This is a genomic window from Pontibacter beigongshangensis (assembly GCF_014332515.1).
GTDB lineage: Bacteria > Bacteroidota > Bacteroidia > Cytophagales > Hymenobacteraceae > Pontibacter > Pontibacter beigongshangensis.
Genome location: NZ_VFSD01000014.1, coordinates 26,625 through 39,284, shown reverse-complemented (window position 1 = coordinate 39,284; position 12,660 = coordinate 26,625). Strand labels below are relative to the sequence as shown.

General features: G+C 52.7%; 6 protein-coding genes. All 6 read right to left on the bottom strand.

Features of this window, described 5'->3' with window-relative positions:
* Nucleotides 1-38: 38 nt before the first annotated feature.
* Nucleotides 39-1,340 (bottom strand): hypothetical protein, encoded by a 1,302-nt coding sequence (locus tag FJM74_RS12465; RefSeq protein ID WP_187262942.1) that lies wholly within the window; start codon nt 1,338-1,340, stop codon nt 39-41.
* A gap of 728 nt (nt 1,341-2,068) precedes the next feature.
* Nucleotides 2,069-3,838 (bottom strand): efflux RND transporter periplasmic adaptor subunit, encoded by a 1,770-nt coding sequence (locus FJM74_RS12460; RefSeq protein ID WP_187262941.1) that lies wholly within the window; start codon nt 3,836-3,838, stop codon nt 2,069-2,071.
* Nucleotides 3,839-4,015: 177 nt separating this feature from the next.
* Nucleotides 4,016-5,443 (bottom strand): TolC family protein, encoded by a 1,428-nt coding sequence (locus FJM74_RS12455; RefSeq protein ID WP_187262940.1) that lies wholly within the window; start codon nt 5,441-5,443, stop codon nt 4,016-4,018.
* Nucleotides 5,440-9,201, bottom strand: a complete 3,762-nt coding sequence (locus FJM74_RS12450) for an efflux RND transporter permease subunit (protein WP_187262939.1) — start codon at nt 9,199-9,201, stop codon at nt 5,440-5,442. Before FJM74_RS12450 ends, FJM74_RS12455 begins: the two co-directional genes overlap by 4 nt.
* A gap of 220 nt (nt 9,202-9,421) precedes the next feature.
* Nucleotides 9,422-9,847: an HYC_CC_PP family protein gene (locus FJM74_RS12445; RefSeq protein ID WP_187262938.1), complete on the bottom strand. Its 426-nt coding sequence runs from the start codon at nt 9,845-9,847 to the stop codon at nt 9,422-9,424.
* A 463-nt stretch (nt 9,848-10,310) separates the two neighbouring features.
* Entirely contained in the window at nt 10,311-12,653 is a 2,343-nt protein-coding gene (locus tag FJM74_RS22665; RefSeq protein ID WP_187262937.1) for a mechanosensitive ion channel family protein, read from the bottom strand.
* Nucleotides 12,654-12,660: the final 7 nt, after the last annotated feature.

Here is a 12,660-nt window from a genome sequence, read left to right as displayed (position 1 = left end):
CTCAGCAAATATATATTGGCCGGTGAGAGGGACAAAGGCTATTTTCTGCTGAACAAATAGTTTACACCCACAGCATAAGAGCTTAAGTTGAGGGAGTAGCCCACGTAGCGGGTAACAGCCACTGGAGGCATATAGGCGGCCGCTAATTCAAATTTCCGATTGATAATAAGTCCGGAACGAATACTGTAGGATACCCAGAGCGGCTCAATCACCAGGTAGTCTTTTTTAGTGACGGGCTTATACTCGTACGGAATGTTCGGGTTGCTGTACTGGCTGTGATAAGTGTTGTCTGAATAGGTCGAATAGTTGAATTGCAGGCCCAAACCCAGGTATGCTTTAATTTGATCGGTATTGTAGAGGTTGTAGATAAACTGCGGGCTAAAGGTGGCCGTTTGCTGCGACAAGCCATAGGTGTGCTCTGTTACGGCGCTGCCGGAGCGCTCCGTTTTCTTGATGGCATATTTGGCGCTTCCGGCAGATGCCTCAATTCGGAACTGCATTTTCTGCACATGCCTGTTTAAAAATATATCGGCGCCGACTACCACACGAGGAGACATGCTGGCCTTGTTGTGCGTGGCGTTGCTCATAATGTTTTGCCCCTCTATTGAGGCAGTATTGCTGTAAATAGCTAAACCGGCATAAAACCTCGTGCTCTTCTCTGTTACCGATGTAGTTGAGGGGCGTGGATGCGCGTGGCCGTTCAGTTTATTGACGATGGTTTGCAGCGCATAACTCCTGTAAGCGGCACTTTCGATGTCGCGCGTAAGCTTTGCAGAACTGGCGCCATATTTAGAAGCCAGAAATTGCAGCTGCCCAATATAGCCTTTCTGTTCTATTATCTGGGTTTTGCCGGTGCTCGCCACGTAGTATTTATTATAGTAAAGTTCCTGTGGCGAGGTGCCATCTTGCTCCTGAACAAAGTACCGGGCTTTTATTCTGTCAGTGTAGCTCAGGAAGGCTATTTTATCTCCCGCCTCCAGTATTTTCAGAAAAACCGTCGCATTTGCCACTATGGTGCTGCTGTTGGTGGAGAGATTTTGTATGTCCAGCGGGTTCATGGTTATGGGCCCCTCATAGCTCTGATAGGCCTCAAAACCGCTTATCTCAAAATAGCGGGAGCTGCCGGCGTCGAAAATCTGTTCCTGTCCGCCATCTGCATTTTGTCTGAAAGTGATGGTAATAGGGTTCTGGCCCCATTCTTTGTAATTGATAAAGCCTTGCAGCGTGTCGCCGGCCGTGGTTACCACAAAGCCGGGTTTGTAATTAGATTGCGCCTGAATAAAGAAAGGGCATAGCAAAAACAGGCACATAACGGAAGTAAAATGCTTCAGGGCATTCATAAAGCTAAAAATTGAAAGGTGGTAGCGTTTGTTTCTAAGGCGATCTGGTTATTGTGCTTAAAGGTACAAAAATAGTTATCGCTGCAGCACCGCTTGCAGCGATAAAATAAAGATGATTTATCATTTTGCTTTAAGGCGGTACTAAACTATCCTCTAATGAAAAAAGCCTCCCGGAAGCAGCAGCTCCGGAAGGCCTTTTTCATTAGAATAATTTTTAGAGCGCAGCGGCAGCGATGCTAGTGCACCTAAGTAAATTTTGGCGAACAGAAGTGTAATTATTCCAATGGAAAAGGCCTTCCAGCGTCTTTGAACCCTTGTACCTTAGTCCTTCATCCGCCAGAAATTACTTGCATGTGCTTAGTGCTTAAATAATTCTTTGCCGGCTTTTCCTTTTGCCATTGCCGTATGTTTTCACCGGCAACTCTAGCTGCTTTGACGCCAATACCGTTAGGTGGCACTAAGTACACGCAAGTAGTTTCTGACGGATCCGGGCCGGATCAGCAGGAGCAGGAGCAGAAAAGGTCTCCGAAGGGGTGTTTTGATTGGAATAATTCCAAAATTCAGACTTCTTTCTCTTCTCATACTGACCCGGCAGTATTTATTTGCATGTACTTAAAGGCTCTCTCTGATTCAAATGATCCTGGCGTCCTCCTATCTCTTAGCTGTACAAGATTCCGTGCGCTGTCTTCTGGCGACAGGAAAAAACCAGTCTGAGTCACTTTCGGCTGCTAATGTGCATGCTGCGTGGCCGGAGTTTTAGCGTCCGCGTCTCCGGCAGGCTGCACATTTGTTGGCCGGTAGGTCTTTTCCGTGTCGCCACAGGAGAGCATCGACTGACCGAAATACGGGTTCCGGATCTCCTTCTGCTCACTCAGCCAAAAGGCCCCGGCATCGTTGTCGGCCATGGGGCAGGACTGTTTATAAGCAACCTGCTGCACTCCGAATAGCTCCACGGCCTCGATCATGTGGTTCGAAAGCGGTGAAAAGGCGATCCGCTGTTTTTCCAGGTCCTGCAACTTCTGAATGGCTTCGGCATTTAGCTTTAGCGCAGGCAGCAGCTCCATCCACCGCTTGTGCGGTTCCTCGTTGAGCAGCGACATGTCCACCTGGTTCAGCGCCTTTATGAAGTTGCCTGCCTCTGTACGGGCCGCACCCGCTTCTGATGCCACCAAGGCGTTCTTGATCGCCAGATAATGCGCCACCAGAGCAGAAAACTGGCTCTGGAAAGCTGCCGGAACAGGTACGGTACTAGATGCGGGCACTGACATCATGCTGTAGTTGCCGCTGAGTTGTGCCGCGCCGTCTACGGCAAAGACCCCGTTCGTTACCACTTCTTCGCCTGCACTCAAGCCTGCTGTTATGGCGTAGTTCTGGCCAATTTTTGGTCCCAGCGTCACTTCCCGCATCTCAAAGGCCGGATTGTCCTGGTTGCCTGTTTTTACATACACCACAGAGCGTTTGCCAGTCCAGAGTACGGCCGTGCTGGGTACGGTAAGAGATGCACTTTCTGCTTTGGCGGCTGTTTTTATGGTGGCGTTCACAAACATGCCGGGTTTTAGCTGGTTGCCTGCGTTAGGCACCTCGGCCCGCACCTGCACCGCCCGGGTACCGCTGTTGAGCGTCGGGGTTATAAACTGCACCTTGGTTGTAAACTCTTTTCCCGGAATTCCGGCAACTGTAAAAACAATGGGAGCCCCTTCCTGCACTAGCGCCAGGTTGCTCTCGTAGGCATCGAGCGCCACCCACACGGTGGAGAGGTTGGCAACATTAAAGAGGGTGGTTCCTGTGCTAACATAGTCGCCTGTAGCCACCAGCCGTTCGGTAACGATACCCGAGGCATTGGCAAAAATGTCAAATGAAGTAATGAGTTCGTTGGTACCCTCGATGCGCTGGATCTGGTTGTTGGTGAGCCCCAGCAGGCGGAGTTTGGTTTTGGAGGCCTCGTACAGTTCCGGCATCAGCTCCCTGGCTTTGGCTGCTTCCTGCAGCTCGCGCTGCGCCGTAATCAGCTCCGGAGAGTACAGCGAAGCCAGCCGCTCCCCCTTCCGCACCGGCTGCCCCAGCGAGTTGACATACAGCCGCTCCACCCGCCCCGGAAACCGGGCCGTAATAGCCGACAAGTTCTGTTCGTTCACCTGTATAGTACCCGCTAACTGCAGCTCATTTGCTGTGCTGCCCGTGCCAACCACCGTTGTCTGAATGTTGGCCAGTGCCACGGCTTCCGGTGTCATTTCCAATACATATTTGTTGGCCTGCCCGGCACTTCTTCCGCCAGTTGTGACAGGTATCAGGTCCATGCCGCAAATGGGGCACTTGCCTGGTCCGTCCTGCCTGATCTGGGGGTGCATGGAGCAGGTGTACTGGTGTGCATCTGCCGACTCAGTTGCATGGTTATGGTTTGCCTCAGATCCTGCTCTGCCAAAAAGAAGCCAGCCCAACCCCAGCCCGGCCAGGGCAATCAGGAGGTAGGTGGCATATGTTTTATTTCTTGCTGTCATGGGTTTGTTTTTTTCTGATGATGCAGCAGCATCAGTCAGCGTTTTAAAGTATCAGTGTTTAGCAACCTCCTGTCTCCTTTAAAAAGGTGACAATGATGTCTTGCATGGTCAAATTATTCTAATGAAAAACCCCTTCCAAAGCTTCAGAGGTTCAAAAATGCCCGAGGCTTTCCGAGGCTATTCATCGCTGCTCATTAACCTTCTTATGGCCGAGACTGCTGTATGCTGGTCTGCCACCGCCTGCAGTTGCTGTTGCCGGTAGCTGAGCAGGTTCTGCCGTTGCCGAAGCACCTCCTCCAGGCCTGTGGCGGCTACGGTGTAGTTTGTGGTGAGTAAGCGAATGGCCTGCTCGTTGAGCGCCACCTGTTCCTCTAGCAGCTGCAGGGTGCTGCTGGTCCGTTGGTACTCGTACAGCAGGTTCTCCAGCTCCGTAAAAAGCTGCCTTTCGGCATAATCCCGTTGGTGCACGGCCGCCTGCCGGGCATATTCTGCCTCTTTTTTCTGGGCCGTGTATTTTTTCCGATAGATAGGAAGCGAGATACTTACCATGGGCATCAGCATGTTGCCGCCGGACATCTCACCCATCATGGCGTCCTGCCTTGGTTGAAAGACCATGTAATTCACGCCCAATCCGATCATCGGTCGGCCCATGAGCTGTGCCATCCGGTGCTGCGATGCCCTTGCCTTTTCATCCCAGGTGTACATCTGCAGCATCGGGTGATGCTGCCGGATCGAGTCCTGCAGCAGTGCCAGCGAAGCGGGTAGTGGGGCAGCACCTAAGGAGTCAGTCACCACTACAGGCAGGTCTGGTTGCCGGTGCAGCAGGTTGTTGAACTGCACTTCCTGCGGTTTCCTGGACTGGCGGAGCAGGTGCAGCCGGTTCTCCAGTTCCTTTACCTGCACCCTGATCAGGATGACATCAACCATCGTTCCGCCTGAAGACGCGCCCATGGATGCCATGGCCGACCCGCTGCTCATGCCTCCGCTGCCGCCTGGGGTAGCTGGAGTATTACCGCCGCCCATGCCTGACATGCCACCACCCGTAGGTGTGCCTCCACTTGTAGGCGCGGTTGCAGCGGCAGGGCGCTGTGGGGTAGTACCTGAGGCAGCGCCCGCACCAGCGGGCGCTTTGTATTTGGCCAGCGCTATCCGCTCCAGCGCCCGCATGATTTCGAGTTCCTTATCCACCAGCAGCACTTCCTTGTCGATGCGGTAGAGGGTGTACCAGGTGGCGCGTACATCGTGGTAGAGATTTATTTTGGCTTCTATGAAGGTGGCGAATTTCATCTGGGCCATAAAATTGGCCTCCTCTTTAGCTGCTCCCAAAGAACCAAACCAGGGAAACATCTGCATCACCGACACATCGCCTACCTGGTTGCCCATGTAGCGCTCCATCGGCCGCAGGAAAAAGTTGAAACTGGCTTCCGGGTCCGGAAGCGCCCCCACCTGCGGCACCCGCTGCAAAGCTGCCTGGTACTCGTTGTAGCGCGCCTTCAGCAATGGGCTGTTCTCACCAGCCGATACCAGGTAGTCTTCAAGCTGCTGCGCATGCAGAGAAGGCAGCAGCATCACTAGAAGGAGGATAGAAAGCAGTATCTTTTTCATTCGGAATCCTTTTTAAGTTTAGCTTCTTCGCGCCAGCTAAAGAGCACCGGCACAATAAAAAGTGAAATAAGCGCTACGGTCATGCCGCCAAACGTAGGGATAGCCATCGGAATCATGATGTCAGAACCTCGGCCAGATGATGTGAGCACGGGTAGCAGCGCCAGCAGGGTAGTGGCTGTGGTCATGAGGCAGGGTCGTATGCGACGGTTGCCAGCCTCCAGCACTGCTAGCCGCACCTCTTTTTGGGTACTAGGGCTGTTACGCTCGAAGCTTTGTTTAAGGTAGGTGCCCACTACAACGCCATCGTCGGTAGCGATGCCGAACAGGGCGATAAAGCCGACCCACACGGCCACGCTCAGGTTAAAGGTGCGCATCTGGAAGAGTTCCCGCAAGTTGGTGTCGCCCAGGGAGAAATTCAGAAACCAGTCCTGCCCGTAGAGCCACAACATCAGGAAGCCCCCTGCAAAAGCCATGGCAATGGCAGAAAAAACAAACAGCGTAGTAGTAACTGACCGGAACTGGAAGTACAGGATCAGAAATATGATGAACAGGGAAACCGGAATTATGAGGGCCAACCGTTCTTCTGCCCGTACCTGATTCTCGTAGTTGCCCGAAAATTTGTAGCTCACACCGGCAGGCACCACCAGTTCGCCCAAACTAATCTTCTGTTCCAGGAACCGCTGCGCATCCTCCACCACCGATACCTCGGCGAACCCTTCCTGCTTGTCGAGCAGCACATAGCCTGTCAGAAAGGAGTTTTCCCCGCGTATCATCATCGGACCGGGGCGGTACACCACCTCCGCCACTTCAGCCAGCGGAACCTGGGCGCCACTGGCGGTGCTGATCAGGATGTTGTTTACAGCAGTGGCATCGTTCCGGAACTCGCGGGCGTAGCGGGCGCGGATGGCATAGCGCTCCCGGCCTTCTACAGTAGTGGTCAAGGTCATGCCGCCCATAGCCACTTCAATATACTCCTGCACATCGGCCACGTTCAGGCCATAGCGACCCATAGCCTGGCGGTTCAGCTCTATCTCCATGTAGGGCTTACCCAGCGAACGGTCTGCAAATACGGCCTCGGGTTTCACAGAGGGCACTTCTTTCAGAAACCGTTCCAGCTGCAGGCTGAACTCCTCAATGGTTTTGAGGTCGGGGCCATACACTTTAATACCCATAGGGGCGCGCATGCCGGTCTGAAGCATCACGAGGCGCGTTTCGATGGGCTGCAGTTTGGGGGCAGAGGTAACACCGGGTATGTTGGCGGCTGCTATGATCTCATTCCAAATGTCGTCCGGCGTGCGGATGTGGTCGCGCCACTGGCGGTAGTATTCGCCGCGCTTATCAGGTACGAGGTTGCCATCCGCATCACGTACAAACTGGTCGTTTTCATTTGTTTTAAAGCGAAGCCTTTGCCCGTTCTCATCGGTCATATACTCGGTTTTGTATTGGATCACGTTCTCGTACATCGACATCGGGGCAGGATCGAGGGCGGTTTCGGCACGTCCTGCTTTGCCTACCACCATCTCTACTTCCGGGATGGCCGTAATGAGCATGTCGAGCTGCTGCACGATGCGGCGGTTGGCCTCTACGCCAGAGTGCGGCATAGAGGTGGGCATCAGCAGGAATGCGCCTTCATCCAGCGATGGCATGAACTCCTTGCCCATACCCGGGAAGGTGTGCGCAAGACCGCTCCAGGCCGAGCTGGTCCGGATGTTATAGCCCGTTTTATCTACTCCACTTGCAAACCACCCGAACACGCTGTTAAAACCTAACCAGCTGAGCAGACCCAATAGCATGATAAAGGACGGGATGAGCAGGAATTTGCCTTTGTTCTGCAGGCACCAGAGCAACAGGCGCGGGTAAAGTTTTATGAAAAGGGAGAAGAACCCCAGCAAAATGCCTATGACAAGCAGCACAAACAGGAAGTTAGCCACCAGGCTCACCGATACCCCCAGCGGCAGCCACTGCGAGGCCAGCAGCCACGAAACAGCCAGGGCAGCAATGGCTACTGTAACAGTAGAGTGGTATTGGCCAAAGGGCTCTGGCCGGTAGTGGTTCAGCAGATTGTTAAGGGCAAGCAAACTCAATGTAATGCCAGCCAGCGGAAGTATAAACAACGACACGAGCCCAAGGCCCAGCAGCGCCCAATTAAAGATCAGCGCCCAGCGCACGTTCTTTGCCTTCAGCCCCAGCACCAGGTGCGAGAAGGCAGGCATAAACAGGATCGTGAAAACAAGGGAGGCCACCAGGGCAAAGGTCTTCGTGAAAGCGAGCGGCCCAAAGAGTTTTCCCTCTGCCGCTTCCATCGTAAACACAGGCAGGAAGCTGACAATGGTCGTGGATACTGCTGTGATAATTGCCGTGGCTACTTCCGTGGTAGCGTTGTACACTGTTTTGAGCAGCGATTGGCCGGGTGGCGCCTCGTCGCGGTGCCGCAGGATGTTCTCGTTCAAAATAATACCCAGGTCCACCATGGTGCCGATGGCGATGGCGATACCCGACAAGGCCACAATGTTGGCATCTACATGGAAGTGCCGCATCATGATAAAGGTCATGAGTACCGCCATCGGCAGGAGCGCCGAGATCAGCAACGAAGCCCGCAGGTTGTACACCATCACGATGATGACGATAATGGTGATGAGGATCTGCAGCACGATGGCCTCGTTCAGGGTATTTAGCGTTTCATTTATCAGGTCTGTTCTGTCATAAAAGGGCACTACAGTTACTTTGGAGGTGCGGCCATCAGCCAGTTTTTTAGACGGTAGTCCGGCTGCTATCTCCTCCAGTTTGGCTTTGGTGTTGTTGATGACTGCCAGCGGGTTATCGCCATAGCGCGCCGTGACCACGCCACCCACCGCTTCGGCTCCGCTCTTATCCAGAATGCCGAGCATAGAGCGGTCGGCCGGGCCGATGTTGACCCGTGCAATGTCTTTGATGCGGATGGGTACGTTATCTGTTACGCTGACCACGGCTTCTTCAATGTCTGCGATATTTTTTACGTAGCCCAGGCCCCGCACCAGGTACTCCACCTGGTTTATCTCTACGGTGTTGGCGCCTACATCCTGGTTACTGTTCTGGAGCGCGGTCATGACCTGCATCATCGATACCTTGTTGGCCCGCATGGCATTCGGGTCGAGGTCTACCTGGTATTCTTTTATGTAACCGCCAATGGAGGCTACTTCGGCCACGCCTTCGGCTCCTGCCAGGGCATAGCGCACATAATAATCCTGGATGGTGCGCAGCTCGTGCAGGTCCCAGCCTCCGGCAGGTTTGCCGTGCTCGTCGCGCCCCTCCAGTGTGTACCAGTACACCTGCCCTAAGGCCGTGGCATCGGGTCCTAGTTTTGGCGTAACGTCGGTGGGGAGCAGGCCGGAAGGCAGGGAGTTTAACTTTTCGAGGATGCGGGAACGGCTCCAGTAGTATTCCACGTCTTCGCTAAAGATGATGTAGATACTCGAGAAACCGAACATGGAGGTAGAGCGGATCGCCTTCACGCCGGGCATACCCAGCAGCGAGGTGGTGAGCGGGTAGGTGATCTGATCTTCCACGTCTTGTGGGGAACGACCCATCCACTCTGTGAAAATAATCTGCTGGTTTTCACCGATGTCCGGAATGGCATCTACCGGCACGGGGTCGTTTGGCAGAAAGGGCACGTTCCAGTTGAAGGGTGCCGTTACGATGCCCCAGCTTACAATGAGCAGCAAGAGCAGGGTGGTAACCAGCTTCTGCTCCAGGAAGAATTTTATGATACTGTTCAGCATTCTTTTAAAATGGACACAAGTATCAAGACACAGGACACAAGACTTTTTTGAGTATGTGTTTTATTTTGGATTATCCAGCGGATCAGGAACCGGCCGGGAATTCAAAATAAGTAGGCTTGATGCTTTATTCGATTAATTTGAACGTGTGCTGCAACCCAAAAGGCAACAGCAAATTTTACCAGCCTCAGCAGAGGCAGGCGGAGATCGAAAAAAGCGGGTATCAGATAAGGAAGGACTGCAACAGCACCGGCACGTCGCGGACCAGCGGGGGAGAGGAGTAGTGGGCAAATGTTGGTTTAAGGGCAAGCTGCTGCTCAAACAGCTGCAGCAACACCACCTTTACAGCGGCAATAAATTTAAGGTCGAGCTGCTTGTGGAGCAATTGTGCTTTGCTGTCGGCCGCATCTTCTATGCTTTCCAGTACGAAGGTGTGGTTATGGCAGCAGTCGTCATCGGTGGGCGCGGGGGCATGGCAGGGCGGCAGCACTTGCTGCTGTTGCTCCATGGGGCACTCGTTGGCCCCTCCAAACAGGCTGATGTCGTGCAGTTCGCCGTCGCATACATGCATGCCTACCGAGATGCCTGTCGAGGAGACGAGCAGCAGCAGCGTAAGGGCCAGCACCATGATTTGACGAAACAGCTTCATTTTTTAGATAAAAGTCGCTAGACACAGGAAACAGGACTTTCACGGTAGATGCCCGCTGTATATCCTGCACTAGTTACAAAGGTAACGTTCAACTCTTAAAGGTACTTATATATTTCTGTAAATGTTTTACAGATTTTCAGATGCAGCTTGTTTATGTGCCGATTACTTGATGTGAAGATTTGAAGATGGTTTGCCTGGCTGAGGATAACAGCGCCATCAAGTTTCAGGCAACATCAGGACTCAATTATTCGGAACATTCTTTTATTCTGTGAATTCTTGGGGTGGGGGCTCTCTGGAAAGAGACAGGCAAAAAAGTCTTGAGTCTTATGTCCTGCGTCCTGTGTCTTAAAAAAACCTCCGGAGGGGCTTTTTGATTGGAATAATTTGACCGATCCGGAGAAACAACCCCAATCCCATTTCCCACTTTTAACGAAAGCTGGAAGTCTGGCATTTAACATCCTCATCACAGCAGTTTAATATCATTACCAGTCAGCCGCCTGTAGATGCGCAGCAGTACTTCGCTTCGGACGGCCTGGTCCTGCTGAATGTTGGTTACCCAGAAAACAACTTTCAGTTCCAGCGCGGCCGAGGTGATGTTGTTGAGCAGCACTTCGGGAGGTATCCGCTTCAGGGCGTTCGGGCTTCTCTCCACCTCTTCTTTTATGTACTGCTTGACGAGTTCGAGGTCTGTGGCGGGGTCCACTTTAATGAGCAGCTCTACCCGCACATTGCGGTTGTTCAGCGTCCAGTTGGTAACCTGCCCCGAGAGCAGGTCGCCGTTCGGCACGATTACTTCAGAGCCTTCGGTGGTGACCAGCCTGCTCGACCGTATGCCTATGTCTTTTACCCGACCTTTTTTGGTACCAATCTCGATGGAGTCGCCCAGTTCGAACGGTCGTTCAAAAATAAGGATAATACCTGATACCAGGTTGTTGACGATATTCTGCAGGCCCAGGCCGATACCCACGCCCAGGGCACCCAGCACTACGGTAATATTGGTAAGTGGCATGCCGGAGGCCGAGATGGCCAGCAGAAAGCCCGCCACCATCAGCACCAGCCGCAGGATTATCATGCGCGAGCCCTTGATATTGCGGCCCGTAATAAAGTCGTTGTTCCTGACACCGAAGAAATACCCGACATACTGCTGCAGTTTGTTGGCCAGGTACAGGATAATGAAAAAGAGGAGCACGTTGCCGATCGTAAACGTAATGCTGCCAAGGTTTCGGGTAGTTGTCAGCACACCTTCCAGAAAGGAGTAGATGGGGGTGTAGATGTTGAGGTTTGTCGTAAAAATCGCAAGCCAGAAAATAACCACCAGAAAAGACAGGGCTTTGGTGGTTATCGCCTCCATTTTCCGGTAATCGAGGTTAAAGCGAGACTCCGACCTGTCGGACAGCTTGTTGGCTTCGATCTGCAGGAAAAAGGCCTCTGTAATGAGTTCCACCAGAATTTGTAAGCCAATGATCTGGGTCAGGCCAAATATGGCGGCCGTGCTGGTGATTTTAGCCAGCGTCAGCCTGCCGAAAATATTAAAGATAATAGCCAGCACGTTCAGCACGATGTAAATAACCGATACCTGCTTTACAAAACCAGCCAGCGAAAGCGCCTGCCGGATGTGCCTCGTAAAGAAGAGGCCAAACACGACCGATATACTGTTGAAAACAAGCAAGCCAACCCGCAGCGCCGGGCTGGGGTTAATGATGGAGCTGCTGATAGCGAAAACGATGAACAGCACAAAAATCGCGATCCAGTAATAAAAAAGGTTCCGTGGCCAGTTGCGCCAGAACAGCACCGTGAGCGCCAGCATCAGGAAGAACTGCATGATTTCGACGTAGGCCGTAGGCGGGTGCAGGTCAAAAAAGGGCGCTATGTTCAGGGCCAGCACCAGCGAGCTTAACACAGGCACAGGCTTGAGATATTTAATTTGCTTGTACGTAACCCTCGCCTGGCTATTGTCCTGCCTTATTTTACGGTAATTGTTGAACACCCACCAGCCAAAAAGCAGTGTTATGCCCAGCAGCCAAAGCCAGTTATGCCAGTTCTCCCTGAAATAATAGTTTAGGAGCTGGTGCTGCCCTTCGTACGATTTCCGGAGCATGTAGGCGAGCTGCTCCTCTTCCACCGCATGGTCTTCGGCATTCCAGATATAAGCATACTCCCTTGAAAAGTTGCGGGAGTTATAGGCGCGCAGCAGCTCATCCACCCGGCCCTGCAGCTCTGTTGACTTAAAGTACAGCCCCGATATAACTGTCTGAATTTTATTTATTTTCTCCAGGTTCTGCGACGTTGCGCCGCTGGCAAGCTGCCACTGATCCCTTAACAGACCTATTTCGTTGCGGTATAAAGTAGAGAACAGGCTGTCGGTCGATAGGGCCAGCAGCACCGTGTCGCTGGAAAAGCTGTTGATCTCGGCGTTCATGCCAATCAGCTCCCTGTTAAAGCCCGACAAGATGGTGCGCCGGTTGTCTAAGACCTGCTGCATGTTGGTGAGCAGCACCTTGTACATTTGCAGGTTCTTGAGGTCGATAACTCGGCTGTAAAACGACAGGTTCTGCTCGATGGTATGCAGGTTGGCCTCTATCTCCGGCAGGCTCTGCTCTGTGGAAGAGGTACTGAAACCCCTCCTGTTAATCGAATTGATCCGGTCCAGCGTTACCCGTGCTTCTTCTACCCTGGCCAGCAGACTGTCTACAGCCTGAGCAGCTGCATTGGCATTGGTTATTGGCGCCTCCTGCTCCTGGCCGAAGGTTAGTCCGGAAAAGGTAAGGAAGAGCAGTAAAAGGAAAATTATTCGATTATTCTTCACTGTCATT

Bases quoted from the DNA above. Each gene is read 5' to 3' on its own strand.
- FJM74_RS12465 (WP_187262942.1), bottom strand. From the start codon at position 1,340: ATGAATGCCCTGAAGCATTTTACTTCCGTTATGTGCCTGTTTTTGCTA.
- FJM74_RS12455 (WP_187262940.1), bottom strand. From the start codon at position 5,443: ATGAAAAAGATACTGCTTTCTATCCTCCTTCTAGTGATGCTGCTGCCT.
- FJM74_RS12450 (WP_187262939.1), bottom strand. From the start codon at position 9,201: ATGCTGAACAGTATCATAAAATTCTTCCTGGAGCAGAAGCTGGTTACC.
- FJM74_RS12445 (WP_187262938.1), bottom strand. From the start codon at position 9,847: ATGAAGCTGTTTCGTCAAATCATGGTGCTGGCCCTTACGCTGCTGCTG.
- FJM74_RS12460 (WP_187262941.1), bottom strand. From the start codon at position 3,838: ATGACAGCAAGAAATAAAACATATGCCACCTACCTCCTGATTGCCCTG.